Source organism: Pseudomonas sp. LFM046, assembly GCF_000949385.2.
Taxonomy (GTDB): Bacteria; Pseudomonadota; Gammaproteobacteria; order Pseudomonadales; family Pseudomonadaceae; genus Metapseudomonas.
This window is the reverse complement of the sequence record NZ_JYKO02000001.1, coordinates 825,967-842,650: the sequence shown is the minus strand read 5'-3', so window position 1 is coordinate 842,650 and position 16,684 is coordinate 825,967. Positions and strand designations below refer to the sequence as shown.

Below are 16,684 nucleotides of genomic sequence, written 5' to 3'. Positions count from 1 at the left end.
TGACAATGAGCGAAGAACGCAAACCCGGCCTGCAAGTCCGTCGCGAAGTGATGGGAGACGCCTTCGTCGACCGCGCCATGGGCAACGCCACCGCGTTCACCCAGCCGCTGCAGGACTTCGTCAATGAACACGCCTGGGGTGGCGTGTGGAATCGCGATGGCCTGCCGCGCAAGACCCGCAGCCTGATCACCCTGGCTGCTCTCACCGCCCTGAAATGCCCCCAGGAACTCAAGGGCCACGTGCGCGGCGCGCTGAACAACGGCTGCACCGTCGAAGAAATCCGCGAAGCCCTGCTGCATTGCGCCGTCTATGCCGGTGTTCCCGCCGCCATCGACGCCTTCCGCGCCGCCCAGGAAGTCATCGACGACTACCAGAAGGCCTGAAATTCCCCGCAGGGTGGGCTTCAGCCCACCCTACCGTAACCCGCTCGCGCCGGCCTCAGACCCAGCCCGCCCACTGCAGCACGAGCAACCCGATATTGGTGGTCACCACCGCCGCCAGAGTGGTCACCACGATGATGGCTGCCGCCAGCTCGTGGTTGCCGTTCACCGCCCGAGCCATCACGAAACTTGCAGCAGCGGTCGGACTGGCGAAGTAGAGGAACAGGATTGCCAGGTCGGCATTACGGAATCCGCACAGCCAGGCCCCCAATGTCGCCAGGATCGGCAGCCAGACCATCTTCATCAGACTGGCACTGATGGCGATCCTGCCACTGGAGCGCAGGGAGTCCAGCGACAGCGTGCCGCCAATGCAGATCAACGCCAGCGGCAGGGTCATCTGGGCAAAGTATTCACCCGAGGTGATCAACCAGTGCGGCAATGGCAATTGCCAGTACGCCACCGGAATTGCGACCAGCACGCCGATGATCAGCGGGTTGCTGAAGATGCTTTTGGCCAGGCTCAGGGGGTCGGTCTTGGCATTCGGGCTGTAGATGGCCAGGACGATGGAAGACAGGGTGTTGTAGCTGAGGATCACCACCGCGCCGAGGATACTCCCCACCGACAGGCCGTAGTCGCCGTACATGCTGGTGGCCAGTGCCAGGCCGACGATGCCGTTGTTGCCGCGAAACGCGCCCTGCGTGTAGATGCCCCGGTCTTCCAGTGGGCAACGCAGGATCGCCCAGCCCCAACCGATCAGGAAGCACACCAGGGTTGCAGCGACGAAATAGGCGATCAGCGCCGGTTGCAACGCCGCGCGCAGGTCGGCCTGCACGATGCCGAGGAACAGCAGCGTCGGCATGGTGCCCTTGAACACCAGCGAGGAGGCCGTGTTGATGAAGGCGGCATCGATCCAGCGAAGACGCTTCAGGCCCACGCCCAGGAACAGCATGGAGAACACCGGCGCGGTGATGCTGAGGGTCTGCTGGACGACGGCGAGCATGGGCAACCTTGGCGCGGGAATAGTTAGGCGGCTAAGGATACCAACTGCGAGGGAAAAGTGGCTTTCGCGGGGCTATCTGTAGGGGCGAATTCATTCGCCAAGCAGGTCGAAGGTCTGCCTCGCTGGATTGAAGGGGGACACTGCGTGTCCCTTGGCGAATGAATTCGCCCCCACAAAAGAGCGAGGCAGATCGAGATCGGCTCAGCGCCTCACCGGCCGCTTCTGCAACTTGCGCTGCAAGGTCCGGCGGTGCATGCCCAAGGCGCGGGCGGTGGCGGAGATGTTGCCATCGTGCTCGGCCAGCACACGCTGGATGTGCTCCCACTGCAGACGATCCACCGACATGGGATTTTCCGGAACCAGGCTGTCCAGGTCCGCGTGCTCGGAGAGCAGCGCGGTCAGCACGTCGTCAGCGTCGGCCGGTTTGCACAGGTAGTTGGTGGCGCCGCGCTTGATGGCCTCCACAGCCGTGGCGATGCTCGAATAGCCGGTGAGGATCACCACGCGCATTTCCGCATCCAGCTCCAGCAACTTGGGCAGCAGCACCAGGCCGGAGTCACCGTCCATCTTCAGGTCCAGCACGGCGTAGTCCGGCAGGTCTTCCTTGGCCATCTGCAGGCCTTCTTCGGCGGAACCGGCCACCGACACCCGCAGACCGCGACGCGCCATGGCCCGGGCCATCACGCGAGTAAAGGTGGCGTCGTCATCCACCAGCAGCAGGTGGGGTTGTTCTTCGCCTTCGATCAGGGGTTCGTCAGTCATCTCACTTCCTCTTCGTCAAGGCATTCAGGCGACGCCATAAGCGCGCGGCAAGCGCAGCTCAGTGAGGGTGCCGCCCTCTTCATGGTTATAAAGTTTAACCGTCCCGCCGGCACGGGTGACGCTGGCCTGACTCAGGAACAGTCCGAGGCCGAACCCCTTGCCCTTCGTGGTGAAGAAAGGTCGGCCAATCTGTTCGGCAATGGCCAGGGGCACGCCGGCGCCGTGGTCGCGGATGGTCAGAACCATCCACTGGTGGTCCCAATTGACACGGATATCCAGATCTTCCGGGCAGGCATCGGCGGCGTTGTTGAGCAGGTTCAGCAGCGCCTGGGTCAGGTCTGCCGGGGGCTTGATCCGCGGCGCCATGCCAAGGCCCAGGCACTGGTAGCGATAGGTGGCTTCCGGGCGCATCAGGTGCCAGCGATTGAGGGCGGTTTCCAGCCACTCGACCACCGACTGCTCCACAACTGCCTGGCGGCGATCGGCTTCAGCGGCCCGCACCAGATGTTGCAGGGTGTCCTTGCAGAGCATCACCTGCTCCTGCAGCAGGGCCAGATCGTCCTGCAGATCGGCCTTGTCACCATGTTCCTGGCGCAGTTCCTTGAGCAGCACGCTCATGGTCGCCAGGGGGGTGCCCAGCTCGTGGGCGGCACCAGCGGCCTGGGTGGCCACGGCCAGCAGTTGCTGGTCGCGCATGCCCTCTTCACGGCGCACGGCCTGTAGTTGATCCTGCCTGCGCAGCTCCTCGGCCATGCGCGCCACGAAGAAGGTGATCAGCGCCGCCGCCAGGGCGAAGCTCAGCCACATGCCATAGACCAGCAGGGATTCGCGCTGCCCGGCGGGCATTTCCAGCGGGTGAAAGAGCACCAGCAGCAGGGTGTACGCCCCCAGAGCCATACCGGCCAGGGTAAGGGTGTAGAGCCAGGGCAGCGTGGCCGCGGCGATGGTCAGCGGCACCAGGTAATAGGACACGAAGGGGTTGGTCGAGCCCCCGGAGAAATACAGCAGCACGCTGTGGATAACCAGGTCGAACCCCAGCTGAACCGAATACTCCAGCTCGGTCACCGGCCAGGGCCCGCGCAGGCGCAGCGCCGTGGCGAGGCAAAGCACCAGCGACACGCCGAGCGTAATGCTCAGGGCCAGCCAGGGCAGAGGCAGCAGTTGGGCCTTGTAGGCAAGACCGACCGAGCCGGCTTGGGCGGCCAGGACGAGGATACGGATCAGGGTCAGCCGCAGCAGGTTCTGGCGGCTACCGGACAGCAATTGCACGGGTTCGAGCATGGGCACTCCCTGTAATCGGCGGAGTATAACCAAGGCATGCGCCGGCCCGCCCCTGTGCGGCAACTCGCCGCAGTGGATGTGAATCGCCCCTTTTTGTAGGAGCGAATTCATTCGCGAATGGGCGCGTAGTGGCCCCATGGTCGTCCCAGGGGCCGGAGTTCGCCCTGCATCGCGAATGAAATCGCTCCTACACGTTGATCATCCACCACACCGAAGCTGGAACATCCGTCCCGATTTCTGGTCAATTTCCGCGTCGTTAACCCGAATGGCCGTTTACCCTCGTCCAACACGGAGAATGACTGCGCAATCCGCGCGGATGTCTGTCCCACAAGGAGTCGTCATGCCCAAGTTCACCCGCCTCGCCGCCGCCCTCGCCCTCTGCGCCGCCAGCCTCGGCAGCCTCTCTGCCCAGGCAGCGGAGGACGTCCATTACAACCAGGTGGCGGTGCGCGCCGAGGTCAGCCAGGAGGTGGCCCACGACCTGATGCACGTCACCCTCTACAGCGAGTCGCAGAACACCGACCCGGCCAAGCTGGCCGATGAGATCACCCGTACCCTCAACAGCGCCGTCGAGAAGGCACGCAAAACCAAGGGGGTCACCGTCAGCCTGGGCAGCCGCAACAGCTACCCGGTCTATGACGAAAAGGGCCAGAAGATCACCGCCTGGCGCGAGCGCGCCGAGCTGCGCCTGGAAAGCGCCGACTTCGCCACTCTATCCCAGCTCAGCGCCGATCTGCTGGGCCAGCTGAAGATGGCCGGGATGAACTTCAGCATCGCCGAGAAGACCCGCAAGACCCACGAGGACGAACTGATCAAGCAGGCCGTGGACGCCTTCAAGGCCCGCGCCCAGCTGGCAACCGACGCGCTCGGCGGCAAGGGCTACAAGCTGGTCAACCTGAGCCTGAACAGCGCCGGCTTCCAGCCGCCGCAACCGATCATGATGCGCGCCATGGCGGCCAAAGGTTACGCCGACGGTGCTGCCGTGCCGGAAATCGAGGCAGGCACCAGCCGCGTCCTGGTCAGCGCCGACGGCACCATCGAAGTGCAGATGCCCTGATCCCGCATCGGGCGCCGCTCCGCAACGGCGCGGCGCCCTCCCCCTCCTCCAATCGCGACATACACACGTGCGCCCCGCACTTGCAGCGTTATTCCGCCGACTACACTTAATTCTGTTCCGCTGTCACGCAGGGCATATGTCCTGCATTGCTTTCCGCAAGGCCCCCCGCAAGGGGCCCCGCACGACGACAAACAAAACAGACATGAGGTCAACATGCGTAAAAACGCCGTCATCCAGGCACTTGTCGCGGCTGGGCTGATTGCCAGCGTTCCATTCGCCAGCGCCGCCAATAACCTGGTGTTCTGCTCCGAGGGCAGCCCCGCCGGCTTCGATCCGGGCCAATACACCACCGGCACCGATTTCGATGCGTCCGCGGAAACCATCTTCAACCGCCTGACCCAGTTCGAACGCGGCGGCACCGCGGTGATTCCGGGCCTGGCCGAGAAGTGGGACGTCTCTCCCGACGGCCTCAACTACACCTTTCACCTGCGCAAGGGCGTGAAGTTCCACACCACGGACTACTTCAAGCCGACCCGCGACTTCAACGCCGACGACGTGGTCTTCACCTTCCAGCGCATGCTCGACAAGAACCACCCGTTCCGGAAGGCGTACCCCACCGAATTCCCCTACTTCACCGACATGGGCATGGACGCCAACATCGCCAAGGTGGAGAAGCTCGACGACCAGACCGTCAAGTTCACCCTCAACAGCGTCGACGCCGCCTTCATCCAGAACCTGGCGATGAGCTTCGCCTCGATCCAGTCCGCCGAATACGCCGACCAGTTGCTGAAACAAGGCAAAGCCGCCGACATCAACCAGAAGCCCGTGGGCACCGGCCCCTTCGTCTTCAAGCGCTACCAGAAGGACGCGCAGATCCGCTTCACCGGCAACAAGGACTACTGGAAACCCGAGGACGTGAAGATCGACAACCTGATCTTCTCCATCACCACCGATGCCTCGGTGCGCATGCAGAAGCTCAAGGCCAATGAATGCCAGATCACCCTGTTCCCACGCCCGGCCGACCTGGAAGCCCTGAAGCAGGACCCGAACCTGAAGATGCCATCGCAGCCGGGCTTCAACGATGGCTATATCGCCTACAACGTCACCCACAAGCCGCTCGACAAGCTGGAAGTGCGCCAGGCGCTGGACATGGCGGTGAACAAGAAAGCCATCATCGACGCGGTCTACCAGAGCGCCGGCCAACTGGCGGTGAACGGCATGCCGCCGACCCAGTGGTCCTACGACGAGACCATCAAGGACGCCGGCTACAACCCGGAAAAAGCCAAGGAGCTGCTGAAGGCCGCTGGCGTCAAGGAAGGCACCGAAATCACCCTCTGGGCCATGCCGGTGCAGCGCCCGTACAACCCCAACGCCAAGCTGATGGCCGAAATGCTCCAGTCCGACTGGGCCAAGGTCGGCATCAAGGCGAAGATCGTCACCTACGAATGGGGCGAATATCTCAAGCGTGCCAAGGGCGGCGAACACGACACCATGCTGATCGGCTGGAGCGGTGACAACGGTGACCCGGACAACTGGCTAGGCACCCTGTACGGCTGCGACGCGGTAAACGGCAACAACTTCTCCAAGTGGTGCGACCCCGCCTACGACAAATTGATAAAAGAGGCCAAACGCACCACCGACCAGGCCAAGCGCACCGAGCTGTACAAGCAGGCCCAGCACCTCCTGAAGGAGAATGTGCCGATCACCCCGATCGCTCACTCCACCGTCTACCAGCCGATGCGCAAGAACGTGCAGGACTACAAGATCAGCCCGTTCGGCCTCAACTCCTTCTATGGCGTGAGCATCAGCAAGTAAGCCGGCAAACGGGGCCTTCGGGCCCCGTTTTCTTTGCAATCAATAAGGAAGCCCGATGCGTCGAAGCCTGCTGTCCCTCGCTCTCTGCCTTCCCCTCTACGCCGCAGCCAGCCAATCCCTGGTGGTTTGCACCGAAGCCAGCCCCGAAGGCTTCGACATCGTCCAGTACACCGCTGCCACCACGGCCGATGCCTCGGCCGAGACCATCTTCGATCGCCTGGTGCAATTCGCTCCCGGCAGCACTCGATTACAGCCCGCCTTGGCGGAAAGCTGGAGCATCAGCCCTGACGGCCTCATCTACGAATTCCAGCTGCGCAAGGGCGTGAAATTCCACCGCACGCCCTGGTTCACCCCAAGCCGCGAGTTCAATGCCGACGACGTAATCTGGAGCTTCCAGCGCCAGCTCGATCCGACCCACCCCTGGCACACGCTCTCCCCACGCGGGTTTCCCTACGCCGAATCCATGGCCCTGGCGCAACTGATCGAGCGCATCGAAAAGCTGGACGATCATCGCGTGCGCTTCACCCTGAAACACCCTGAGGCGCCCTTCCTCGCCGACCTGGCCATGGGCTTCACCTCCCTCTATTCGGCCGAGTACGCCGACCAGTTGCTGAAAGCCGGCAAACCCGAGCAACTCAATCGGGAGCCAGTGGGCACCGGCCCCTTCGTCTTCGAGCGCTATAGCAAGGACGCCCAGGTGCGCTACCGCGCCAACCCTGAATACTGGGCAGGCAAGCCGGCGATTGACCGGCTGCTGTTCTCCATAACCCCCGATCCCAACGTCCGAGTGCAGCAACTCAAGGCCGGCGCCTGCCAGATCGCGGTCTACCCCCGCCCCACGGATATCGCGAGCCTGCGCAAGGACCCGGCACTGAACATCCTTGAGCTCGACTCCCTGCTGGTCGCCTACGTCGGCATCAACACCCGCCACCCGCCGCTGGACGACGTGCGGGTACGCCAAGCCATCAACCTCGCCTTCGACACCCACGCCTACCTGCGCGCCCAGTTCGGCGAAGGCAACGCGAGCATCGCCGTGGCGCCCTACCCGGCCACCCTGCTGGGCTTCAACGACACGCTGTCGCCCTGGCCTCACGACCCGGAAAGGGCTCGCCAGCTACTGGCCGAGGCGGGCTACAAGGACGGTTTCAAGCTGACCATCTGGACCCGCCCCGGCGGTGGTCCGACCAACCCCAACCCCGGCATCGGCGCGCAGATGCTCCAGGCTGACCTGGCGGCCATCGGCATCAGGGCGGAGATTCGTGTGTATGAATGGGGCGAACTGATCAAGCGCGCCAAGAACGGCGAGCACGATCTGGTGTTCATGGGCTGGGCCGGCGACAACGGCGACCCGGACAACTTCCTGACCCCCAACCTGTCCTGCGCTGCGGCAATCTCCGGGGAGAACCAGGCCGGCTGGTGCAACCAGGCGTTCGACGGGCTGATCCGTCAGGCTCGCGCCGAGACAGATCCCGCCCGCCGTGCCGAGCTGTATCGCCAGGCCCTGGCGATCTTCCACGAGCAGGCGCCGTGGATTCCCCTGGCCCACCCCAAGCAATTCGCGGCGGTGCGCAAGGGTGTGGAAGGGTTTCAGCTGAATCCGCTGGGGTCGAACAACTTCGCGCGGGTGAGGCTGGTGAAATAGGGCGGCTTGGCGTCTGTAGGGGCGAATTCATTCGCCAAGCGGGCCGAAGGCCTGCCCGTTACGCCTCCAACCCGAACGGATCGTCGATGGAATGGCTCGGTTGGGTAAACCAGCGCGGACCTTCCGCCGTCATGTAGAAGTGATCTTCCAGGCGAATGCCGAACTCGCCCGGCACGCAGATCATCGGCTCGTTGGAGAAACACATGCCCTCGGCCAGCGGCGTCTCGTCACCGCGCACCAGGTAGGGCCCTTCGTGGATGTCCAGACCGATGCCGTGACCGGTGCGATGCGGCAGGCCGGGCAACTGGTAGTCCGGGCCCAGGCCGCCGGCCTCCAGGCAACGGCGGGCGGCAGCGTCCACCGAGCCGCAGGGAGCGCCGAGGCGGGCCGCGTCGAAGGCTGCTTGCTGGGCCGCCTTCTCCAGACTCCAGAGGGCACGCTGGCGCTCGCTGGGCTTGCCGAACACATAGCTGCGGGTGATATCCGATTGGTAGCCGTACAGCTGGCACCCGGTATCGATCAGCACCATGTCGCCGTCCTTCAGCACCTGGGCGTGCTTCACGCCGTGAGGGAAAGCACTGGCTTCGCCGAACAGCACAATGCAGAACGTGGAACCCGGCGCACCCACCTTGCGGTGCGCCTGGTGGATGAACTCGGCCACCTCGGTGGTGCTGATGCCTGCGCGCAGGATGCTGGCGGCAGCCTTGTGCACGTCCAGGGTCATGTCCTTGGCGCGCTGCATCAGCGCCAGTTCATGGGCGGACTTGTGGAAGCGGCAGGGGTTGATCACGCAGGACGCGTCGACAAAGTTGTAGCCCGCACCCAGGCGACGAATGCCGTCGAACATGAAGAAGGCCAGGGACGGGCACAGCCCCACCCGTGCATCGGACGCGATGCCCATGGCGCCCAGCATCTGCAGCAGCAGGCCGTAAGGGCTCTCGTGCTCGTGCCAGGTGTGGATATCTCCCTCCACTTCGCGAAAATCACGGATGGTGCCTTCCTCGAAGGCCGGGGCGATGTAGGCCAGCGGACCATTGGCCGGCAGCACAGCGCCCACCATGCGCTCACTGGGGCTCCATTTCACCCCGGTGAAGTAGCGCAGGTTGCTCCCGGCATTCAGGTAGATGGCCGCGACGCCCTGCTCCCGCATCAGGCCCTGGGCCCTGTTGATGCGTGCCTGATACTCGCCCAGACCGATGGGCTCGACGCCCGCAGTCATGTTGGCCAGCGCGGCCAGTGCCTGCTCCTGGGTCTTGCCACCTACGCCCACTGCCATCTTGTGCTCCTGAATGAATGTTGCAGTTCGCAAAATTTAAGTTGTACTTAAATTCACGTCAAAGCTATTTTTCAGTGAGACTTAAATTTCAACAATGCGACAAGCCTTTTCTACAATGCGCCGCTCGTTATACTGGCGCCCTTCAGAACAAGAGCCACAACCATGACCGTAGAACAGATCGGCGAACGGTTGCGTCGCTATCGCCGCGCCGCCAACAAGACCCTGAACCAAGTCGCCGCCGAATCGGGTCTCACGGCCAGCTTCCTGTCCCAGGCGGAACGCAACCTCACCGGCGTATCCATCTCGTCCCTGGCCAATATTGCCAAGTCACTGGGGATTCCCCTCAACGCCCTGTTCGATCAGCCCACCCAGCCCCAACCCGATTCTCACCAGGGCCAGCGCGTGCGCTACACCATCGGCGGCCAGCCCCTGGCCTACGAGCGGCTGTCCAGCAACTTCCCCGGCAACCTGATCAACGCCGTGAAGATGAGCATGCCGGTGGGCTACCAGTCCGAACTCATCTCCCACGAAGGCTCCGAATTCGCCTACGTGCTCTCCGGGCACATCGTCTACACGATCGAAGGCCGCAGCTATCCGCTCGGCCCGGGTGATTCGGTGCATTTCGACGCCGGCAAACCCCATTGCCTGGCCAACACCGGGGACGATGTGGCCGAGGTGTTGAGTGTGACCACCATGGGCCTTTTCGACGACCACGCCACGCCCTGACCGATCGGTTCCAGGAAGTAAGCCTTACTGAATTTAAGTTGACCTTAATTTCAGCATCACTTAAGTTCGGCCACGGTCGGCCGAGGCTCCAGCATCCTGTATCCCTCCGCCGCCATCGCCAGCCCCGGAACGCCGGCACCCGGCCCCTTGGCTTGCGATTGACGGGCAGCCTGCGCCCACAAAGGCCCAGGTTCAGGTGACCGTCCCGGCACCTGGTACGCCGCCCCTCAGAACAACAACAACGAGGTTCGCATGCGTCAGAAAAACAAGCTCAAGACCATGATCGCCGCCGGCCTGCTGCTCGGCTCCGGCCTCTCCCACGCCGCCAATAACCTGGTGTTCTGCTCCGAAGGCAGCCCCGCCGGCTTCGACCCGGGCCAATACACCACCGGCACCGACTTCGATGCCACCGCGGAGACCATCTTCAACCGCCTCACCCAGTTCGAACGCGGCGGCACCGCGGTGATTCCGGGCCTGGCCGAGAAATGGGACATCTCCTCCGACGGCCTCAGCTACACCTTCCACCTGCGCCCGGGCGTGAAGTTCCACACCACCGAGTACTTCAAGCCGACCCGCGACTTCAACGCCGACGACGTGGTCTTCACCTTCCAGCGCATGCTCGACAAGAACCACCCGTTCCGGAAGGCGTACCCCACCGAATTCCCCTACTTCACCGACATGGGCCTGGACGCCAACATCGCCAAGGTGGAGAAGCTCGACGACCAGACCGTCAAGTTCACCCTCAACAGCGTCGACGCCGCCTTCATCCAGAACCTGGCGATGAGCTTCGCCTCGATCCAGTCCGCCGAATACGCCGACCAGCTGCTGAAAGCCGGCAAGGCCGCCGACATCAACCAGAAGCCCGTGGGCACCGGCCCCTTCGTCTTCAAGCGCTACCAGAAGGACGCGCAGATCCGCTTCACCGGCAACAAGGAGTACTGGCAGCCCGGTGACGTGAAGATCGACAACCTGATCTTCGCCATCAACACCGACGCCTCGGTGCGCATGCAGAAGCTCAAGGCCGGCGAGTGCCAGGTCACCCTGTTCCCGCGCCCGGCCGACCTGGACGCGCTGAAGCAGGACCCGAACCTGAAGATGCCGTCGCAGCCGGGCTTCAACCTCGGCTACATCGCCTACAACGTCACCCACAAGCCGTTCGACAAGCTGGAAGTGCGTCAGGCGCTGGACATGGCGGTGAACAAGAAAGCCATCATCGACGCCGTCTACCAGGGCGCCGGCCAACTGGCGGTGAACGGCATGCCGCCGACCCAGTGGTCCTACGACGAGACCATCAAGGACGCCGGCTACAACCCGGAAAAGGCCAAGGAGCTGCTGAAGGCCGCCGGCGTGGCCGAAGGCACCGAAATCACCCTCTGGGCCATGCCGGTGCAGCGCCCGTACAACCCCAACGCCAAGCTGATGGCCGAAATGCTCCAGGCCGACTGGGCCAAGGTCGGCATCAAGGCGAAGATCGTCAGCTACGAGTGGGGCGAGTACATCAAGCGCTCCAAGGGCGGCGAGCACGACGCCATGCTGATCGGCTGGAGCGGCGACAACGGTGACCCGGACAACTGGCTGGGCACCCTGTACGGCTGCGACGCGGTCAGCGGCAACAACTTCTCCAAGTGGTGCGACCCCGCCTACGACAAGCTGATCAAGCAGGCCAAGGCCACCCCGGACCAGGCCAAGCGCACCGAGATGTACAAGCAGGCCCAGCACCTCCTGAAAGACGCGGTGCCGATCACCCCGATCGCCCACTCCACCGTCTACCAGCCGATGCGCAAAGACGTACAGGACTACAAGATCAGCCCGTTCGGTCTGAACTCCTTCTACGGCGTCTCCAGCCAGCGCTAAGCCAAAGAGGCCGGGCAACCGGCCTCTTCTTGCATACCTCAGACCGGCATCAGACCGGACGAGGCTTATCTCACCTGCCACAACGAACGCCAGGCGCCGCCCCCGACACTGTCGGGGCGGCGCCTTTACCCACGCGGCCTAAACTGCTGGGAACGGCCAGATTTACCGGCCGGCATCAAAATGATGAGGAGTGATTCGCTCAAATGCTGAGTTTCATTGCACGCCGACTGGGGCTTCTGATCCCCACCTTCTTCGGCGTCACCCTGCTCACCTTCGCCCTGATCCGCCTGATCCCCGGCGATCCGGTGGAAGTGATGATGGGTGAGCGCCGGGTCGACCCGGAAATGCACGCCCAGGCCATGGAACGCCTCGGCCTCAACAAACCGCTGCCGCAACAGTATCTGGACTACGTCGGCAAGCTGGCACAGGGCGACCTGGGCGAATCGCTGCGCACCCGCGAAGGCGTCTGGCACGAATTCCTCACCCTCTTCCCCGCCACCCTGGAACTGGCCATCGCCGCGCTGATCTTCGCCGGCACCCTCGGGGTGCTCGCCGGGGTAATCGCTGCGCTCAAGCGCGGTTCGCTATTCGACCACGGCGTGATGGGCATCTCGCTGGCGGGTTACTCCATGCCGATCTTCTGGTGGGGCCTGCTGCTGATCATGTTCTTCTCCGTGGGCCTGGGCTGGACGCCGGTGTCCGGGCGCATCGACCTGCTCTACGACATCGAGCCGAAGACCGGCTTCATGCTCATCGACACCCTCCTCAGCGATGAGGAAGGCTCCTTCGTCGACGCCCTGCGTCACCTGATCCTGCCCGCCATCGTGCTGGGTACCATCCCGTTGGCGGTGATCGCCCGGATGACCCGTTCGGCGATGCTCGAAGTGCTGCGCGAGGACTACGTGCGCACCGCCCGCGCCAAGGGCCTGTCGCCGGCCCGCGTAGTCTTCGTCCATGGCCTGCGCAACGCGCTGATCCCGGTGATCACCGTGTTCGGCCTGCAGGTGGGCACCCTGCTCGCCGGTGCCGTGCTGACGGAAACCATCTTCTCCTGGCCCGGCATCGGCAAATGGCTGATCGAGGCCATTGGCGCCCGCGACTACCCGGTGGTGCAGAACGGCATCCTGCTGATCGCCTGCCTGGTCATCCTGGTGAACTTCGTCGTGGACATCCTCTACGGCCTGGTTAACCCGCGCATCCGCCATCAGCGTTAAGGAGACCTGACGTGACCACAATGCAACCCCAGGTCGACCCGAGCATCCTCTACCCGTCCCCGCTGAAGGAGTTCTGGAAGGCCTTCTCCCACAACAAGGGCGCTGTCGGCGGCCTCGCCTTCATGATCCTGATCGTGATCTGCGCCCTCTTCGCCCCCTGGGTCGCACCCCATGACCCCAGCGAGCAGTTCCGCGACTTCCTGCTGACCCCGCCGTCCTGGTTGGAAGGCGGCCACGCGCAGTTCCTCCTCGGCACCGACGAACTGGGCCGCGACGTACTCTCGCGCCTGATCCACGGCGCCCGGCTGTCCCTGCTGATCGGCCTGACCTCGGTGCTCATGTCGCTGATCCCCGGCATCCTCCTCGGTCTGGTTGCGGGCTTCTTCCCGCGCCTGCTGGGCCCGTCGATCATGCGCCTGATGGACATCATGCTGGCCCTGCCCTCGCTGCTGCTGGCGGTGGCCATCGTCGCCATCCTCGGCCCAGGCCTGATCAACACCGTGATCGCCATCGCCGTCGTCTCCCTGCCCTCCTACGTGCGCCTGACCCGCGCCTCGGTCATGGGCGAGCTGAATCGCGACTACGTGACGGCCTCGCGCCTGGCCGGCGCCGGCCTGCTGCGCCTGATGTTCGTCACCGTGCTGCCCAACTGCATGGCGCCGCTCATCGTCCAGGCCACCCTGAGCTTCTCCTCGGCGATCCTCGACGCCGCCGCCCTGGGCTTCCTCGGCCTCGGCGTACAGCCGCCCACCCCCGAGTGGGGCACCATGCTGGCCTCCGCGCGCGACTACATCGAACGCGCCTGGTGGGTGGTCTCGCTGCCCGGCCTGACCATCCTGCTCAGCGTACTGGCGATCAACCTGATGGGCGACGGCCTGCGCGACGCGCTCGACCCGAAACTCAAGAATGCAGTCTGAGGAGCCCGCCATGAGCCTTCTGGACATCAAGAACCTCAGCGTGCGCTTCGGCGACGCCAATGCGGTACCTGTGGTCGACGGCCTCGACCTGTCGGTGAACAAGGGCGAAGTGCTGGCCATCGTCGGCGAGTCCGGCTCCGGCAAGTCCGTGACCATGATGGCCCTGATGGGCCTGATCGACGCCCCCGGCCGCGTGACCGCCGACAGCCTGCGCTTTGACGGCCACGACATGCTCAGCCTCAAGGGCAAGCAGCGCCGCCATATCGTCGGCAAGGACCTGGCCATGGTCTTCCAGGACCCGATGACCGCCCTCAACCCCAGCTACACCGTGGGCTTCCAGATCGAGGAAGTGCTGCACCAGCACCTGGGGCTCAAGGGCAAGGCCGCCCGCCAGCGCGCGCTGCAACTGCTGGAACGGGTGGAGATTCCCGGCGCCGCCAGCCGACTCGACGCCTACCCGCACCAGCTCTCCGGCGGCATGAGCCAGCGCGTGGCCATTGCCATGGCCATCGCTGCCGAGCCCAAGCTGCTGATCGCCGACGAGCCCACCACCGCACTGGACGTGACCATCCAGGCGCAGATCATGGACCTGTTGCTGGACCTGCAGCGGGACCAGGGCATGGGCCTGGTGCTGATCACCCACGACCTCGCCGTGGTGGCCGAAACCGCCGACCGCGTCTGCGTGATGTACGCCGGGCAGGCCGTGGAAATCGGCGAAGTGCCGCGCCTGTTCGACGCCCCCACCCACCCCTATACCGAAGCCCTGCTCAAGGCCATTCCCGAGCACAGCCTGGGCGCCCATCGCCTGTCCACCCTGCCGGGCATCGTTCCCGGCCGCTACGACCGGCCTCACGGCTGCCTGCTGTCGCCGCGCTGCCCCTACGGCCAATCCAACTGCGTGGCCCAGCGCCCGACGCTGGAACCGCACGCCCATGGCGCGGTGCGCTGCTTCTATCCCCTTAACCTGATCGAGGTGGCGCGATGAGTGCCGTATTGACCGCCCGCGACCTGCACCGCCACTACGAAATCGCCCGTGGCATGTTCAAGCCCAACGCGCTGGTTCGCGCCCTGAATGGGGTTTCCTTCGACCTGGAAGCCGGCAAGACCCTGGCCGTGGTCGGCGAATCCGGCTGTGGCAAGTCCACCTTGGCCCGTGCCCTGACGCTGATCGAAGAGCCCAGCTCCGGCTCCCTGCAGATCGCCGGCCAGGAAGTGACAGGCGCCAGCAAGGACCAACTCAAGCAGCTGCGCCGCGACGTACAGATGGTCTTCCAGAACCCCTATGCCTCGCTCAACCCGCGGCAGAAGGTGGGCGACCAGTTGGCCGAGCCGCTGCTGATCAACACCAGCCTGTCGCGCAATGAACGCCGCGAACAGGTGCAGGCGATGATGCAGCAAGTGGGCCTGCGCCCCGAGCACTACCAGCGCTACCCGCATATGTTCTCCGGCGGCCAGCGCCAGCGCATCGCGCTCGCCCGCGCCATGATGCTCAACCCCAAGGTGCTGGTGGCGGACGAGCCCACCTCGGCCCTGGACGTGTCGATCCAGGCCCAGGTGCTCAACCTCTTCATGGACCTGCAGGAGCGCTACAACACCGGCTACGTGTTCATCTCCCACAACCTCGCGGTGGTGCGCCACGTCGCCAACGACGTGCTGGTGATGTACCTCGGCCGCCCGGCGGAAATGGGCCCCAGCGAGCTGATCTACGAACGTCCGCTGCACCCCTACACCAAGGCCCTGCTGTCGGCCACGCCCGCCATCCACCCGGACCCGAGCAAGCCGAAGATCAAGATCGCCGGCGAACTGCCCAACCCCCTGGACCCGCCGCCCGGCTGCGCCTTCCACAAGCGCTGCCCGTACGCGACCGAGCGCTGCAAGGTGGAAGTGCCGGAACTGCGCCTGATCGACGCCCGCCAGGTGGCGTGCCACAACGTGGAGACGATCAACGTGTAGGGCCGAATGCATTCGCGAAGTGTCTTCGTAGGTTGGCGCCGAGCGTAGCGAGGCCCAACGGTTCCTGGGGCACCGCTACGCTGGGCTTCGTACCTCAGCGGAACGCCACCCGGCCCAACCTACGGATCATCGCGAATGAGTTCGACCCCGCAAGGGAAAAGCACGGTGTTCAAAGATCCCGCAACACCGCCAACCTCACCCCGAACCCCACCAGCACCCCGCCGAACATCCACTGCTGCACCCGCTGCACCAGCGGCCGGCTTCCCAACCAGCGGCCCAGCCCCTCTCCCGTCAGTGCATAGACGGCGTCGAAAAGCAGCCCCACGACCACCAGCACCGCGCCCAGCAGGGCGAACTGCATGGCCAGCGGCCCAGCCTCCGGGCTGACGAACTGCGGCAGCAGCACCGAGCAGAACACCAGCGCCTTGGGGTTCAACAGGTTGGTGAACAGGCCCCGACGCAGGGCCTGCCAATAGGCCCGCGATGGCGGTTGCCCGCCTTCGATCGCCAGGACGGAAGTCTGTGACTGGAGCAGGCGCATACCGATCCAGAGCAGGTAGCCGGCGCCGCCCAGGCGAACCAGGTCGAAGGTCCAGGGGGCGGTCTTGAACAGAACGGCCAGGCCGAGCCCGGCGAGCGCCACATGGCAGCTGCGAGCCAGCGCAAGGCCCAGGGCGGTGGCCAGGGCCATGCTTCGCCCTTCGCGGGCGCCGGTTTGCAGCAGGAGGATCATGTCCGGCCCGGGTAGCAGGTAGACCACCGCCAGGGCGATGAGAAAGCCGGTCATTTCTTCACTCCGAATCGGTG

Annotated in this window: 15 protein-coding genes; 10 read left to right on the top strand and 5 right to left on the bottom strand. The window is 64.6% G+C overall.

Going from position 1 to position 16,684, the window contains the following annotated elements; translation table 11 throughout:
* Positions 1-5: 5 nt before the first annotated feature.
* A complete protein-coding gene (locus TQ98_RS03985) occupies positions 6-383 on the top strand; it encodes a carboxymuconolactone decarboxylase family protein (protein WP_044872112.1) in 378 nt (125 codons plus the stop codon).
* Between the two features lie 55 nt (positions 384-438).
* On the opposite strand, the gene TQ98_RS03980 is transcribed toward TQ98_RS03985, so the two are convergent.
* The 3 genes from TQ98_RS03980 to TQ98_RS03970 form a co-directional block, all read right to left on the bottom strand.
* On the bottom strand, positions 439-1,380 hold the full coding sequence (locus TQ98_RS03980) for an AEC family transporter (protein ID WP_044872113.1): 942 nt from the start codon (positions 1,378-1,380) through the stop codon (positions 439-441).
* Between the two features lie 201 nt (positions 1,381-1,581).
* Positions 1,582-2,142 carry a response regulator transcription factor gene (locus TQ98_RS03975; protein ID WP_044872114.1) on the bottom strand — a complete coding sequence of 187 codons (561 nt, stop codon included), beginning with the start codon at positions 2,140-2,142 and terminating at the stop codon, positions 1,582-1,584.
* A 24-nt stretch (positions 2,143-2,166) separates the two neighbouring features.
* Positions 2,167-3,423: an ATP-binding protein gene (locus TQ98_RS03970; protein ID WP_044872115.1), complete on the bottom strand. Its 1,257-nt coding sequence runs from the start codon at positions 3,421-3,423 to the stop codon at positions 2,167-2,169.
* A gap of 340 nt (positions 3,424-3,763) precedes the next feature.
* Here TQ98_RS03970 and TQ98_RS03965 point away from each other — a divergent pair, with 340 nt between their 5' ends.
* From TQ98_RS03965 to TQ98_RS03955, 3 genes are all read left to right on the top strand, one after another.
* Complete coding sequence (locus TQ98_RS03965; RefSeq protein WP_044872116.1) at positions 3,764-4,480, top strand: SIMPL domain-containing protein; 717 nt, start codon at positions 3,764-3,766, stop codon at positions 4,478-4,480.
* Positions 4,481-4,693: 213 nt separating this feature from the next.
* Entirely contained in the window at positions 4,694-6,295 is a 1,602-nt protein-coding gene (locus tag TQ98_RS03960; protein WP_103102875.1) for an ABC transporter substrate-binding protein, read from the top strand.
* A gap of 55 nt (positions 6,296-6,350) precedes the next feature.
* The gene (locus TQ98_RS03955; RefSeq protein ID WP_044872117.1) at positions 6,351-7,937 is read left to right on the top strand and encodes an ABC transporter substrate-binding protein; all 1,587 of its coding nucleotides are present in this window, start codon (positions 6,351-6,353) and stop codon (positions 7,935-7,937) included.
* Between the two features lie 58 nt (positions 7,938-7,995).
* On the opposite strand, the gene TQ98_RS03950 is transcribed toward TQ98_RS03955, so the two are convergent.
* Entirely contained in the window at positions 7,996-9,213 is a 1,218-nt protein-coding gene (locus TQ98_RS03950) for a Xaa-Pro peptidase family protein (RefSeq protein WP_044872118.1), read from the bottom strand.
* 162 nt (positions 9,214-9,375) lie between these two features.
* Here TQ98_RS03950 and TQ98_RS03945 point away from each other — a divergent pair, with 162 nt between their 5' ends.
* The 6 genes from TQ98_RS03945 to TQ98_RS03920 all read left to right on the top strand — a co-directional run bounded on the left by TQ98_RS03945 (position 9,376) and on the right by TQ98_RS03920 (position 15,877).
* Positions 9,376-9,939, top strand: coding sequence for a cupin domain-containing protein (locus tag TQ98_RS03945; protein ID WP_044872119.1), 564 nt, complete (start codon positions 9,376-9,378; stop codon positions 9,937-9,939).
* Positions 9,940-10,191: 252 nt separating this feature from the next.
* Positions 10,192-11,793, top strand: coding sequence for an ABC transporter substrate-binding protein (locus TQ98_RS03940; RefSeq protein WP_103102874.1), 1,602 nt, complete (start codon positions 10,192-10,194; stop codon positions 11,791-11,793).
* A gap of 203 nt (positions 11,794-11,996) precedes the next feature.
* Positions 11,997-13,007, top strand: coding sequence for an ABC transporter permease subunit (locus tag TQ98_RS03935; RefSeq protein ID WP_044872120.1), 1,011 nt, complete (start codon positions 11,997-11,999; stop codon positions 13,005-13,007).
* A gap of 20 nt (positions 13,008-13,027) precedes the next feature.
* Positions 13,028-13,924 (top strand): ABC transporter permease subunit, encoded by an 897-nt coding sequence (locus TQ98_RS03930; RefSeq protein ID WP_044872121.1) that lies wholly within the window; start codon positions 13,028-13,030, stop codon positions 13,922-13,924.
* Between the two features lie 10 nt (positions 13,925-13,934).
* Entirely contained in the window at positions 13,935-14,909 is a 975-nt protein-coding gene (locus TQ98_RS03925; protein ID WP_044872122.1) for an ABC transporter ATP-binding protein, read from the top strand.
* Positions 14,906-15,877, top strand: a complete 972-nt coding sequence (locus tag TQ98_RS03920; protein ID WP_044872123.1) for a peptide ABC transporter ATP-binding protein — start codon at positions 14,906-14,908, stop codon at positions 15,875-15,877. The genes TQ98_RS03925 and TQ98_RS03920 overlap by 4 nt, the downstream gene beginning before the upstream one ends.
* A 169-nt stretch (positions 15,878-16,046) precedes the next feature.
* Here TQ98_RS03920 and TQ98_RS03915 read toward each other — a convergent pair whose 3' ends face one another.
* The gene (locus TQ98_RS03915) at positions 16,047-16,664 is read right to left on the bottom strand and encodes a LysE family translocator (RefSeq protein ID WP_044872124.1); all 618 of its coding nucleotides are present in this window, start codon (positions 16,662-16,664) and stop codon (positions 16,047-16,049) included.
* Positions 16,665-16,684 lie beyond the last annotated feature (20 nt).

Bases quoted from the DNA above. Each gene is read 5' to 3' on its own strand.
- TQ98_RS03985 (WP_044872112.1), top strand. From the start codon at position 6: ATGAGCGAAGAACGCAAACCCGGCCTGCAAGTCCGTCGCGAAGTGATG.
- TQ98_RS03980 (WP_044872113.1), bottom strand. From the start codon at position 1,380: ATGCTCGCCGTCGTCCAGCAGACCCTCAGCATCACCGCGCCGGTGTTC.
- TQ98_RS03975 (WP_044872114.1), bottom strand. From the start codon at position 2,142: ATGACTGACGAACCCCTGATCGAAGGCGAAGAACAACCCCACCTGCTG.
- TQ98_RS03970 (WP_044872115.1), bottom strand. From the start codon at position 3,423: ATGCTCGAACCCGTGCAATTGCTGTCCGGTAGCCGCCAGAACCTGCTG.
- TQ98_RS03965 (WP_044872116.1), top strand. From the start codon at position 3,764: ATGCCCAAGTTCACCCGCCTCGCCGCCGCCCTCGCCCTCTGCGCCGCC.
- TQ98_RS03960 (WP_103102875.1), top strand. From the start codon at position 4,694: ATGCGTAAAAACGCCGTCATCCAGGCACTTGTCGCGGCTGGGCTGATT.
- TQ98_RS03955 (WP_044872117.1), top strand. From the start codon at position 6,351: ATGCGTCGAAGCCTGCTGTCCCTCGCTCTCTGCCTTCCCCTCTACGCC.
- TQ98_RS03950 (WP_044872118.1), bottom strand. From the start codon at position 9,213: ATGGCAGTGGGCGTAGGTGGCAAGACCCAGGAGCAGGCACTGGCCGCG.
- TQ98_RS03945 (WP_044872119.1), top strand. From the start codon at position 9,376: ATGACCGTAGAACAGATCGGCGAACGGTTGCGTCGCTATCGCCGCGCC.
- TQ98_RS03940 (WP_103102874.1), top strand. From the start codon at position 10,192: ATGCGTCAGAAAAACAAGCTCAAGACCATGATCGCCGCCGGCCTGCTG.
- TQ98_RS03935 (WP_044872120.1), top strand. From the start codon at position 11,997: ATGCTGAGTTTCATTGCACGCCGACTGGGGCTTCTGATCCCCACCTTC.
- TQ98_RS03930 (WP_044872121.1), top strand. From the start codon at position 13,028: ATGCAACCCCAGGTCGACCCGAGCATCCTCTACCCGTCCCCGCTGAAG.
- TQ98_RS03925 (WP_044872122.1), top strand. From the start codon at position 13,935: ATGAGCCTTCTGGACATCAAGAACCTCAGCGTGCGCTTCGGCGACGCC.
- TQ98_RS03920 (WP_044872123.1), top strand. From the start codon at position 14,906: ATGAGTGCCGTATTGACCGCCCGCGACCTGCACCGCCACTACGAAATC.
- TQ98_RS03915 (WP_044872124.1), bottom strand. From the start codon at position 16,664: ATGACCGGCTTTCTCATCGCCCTGGCGGTGGTCTACCTGCTACCCGGG.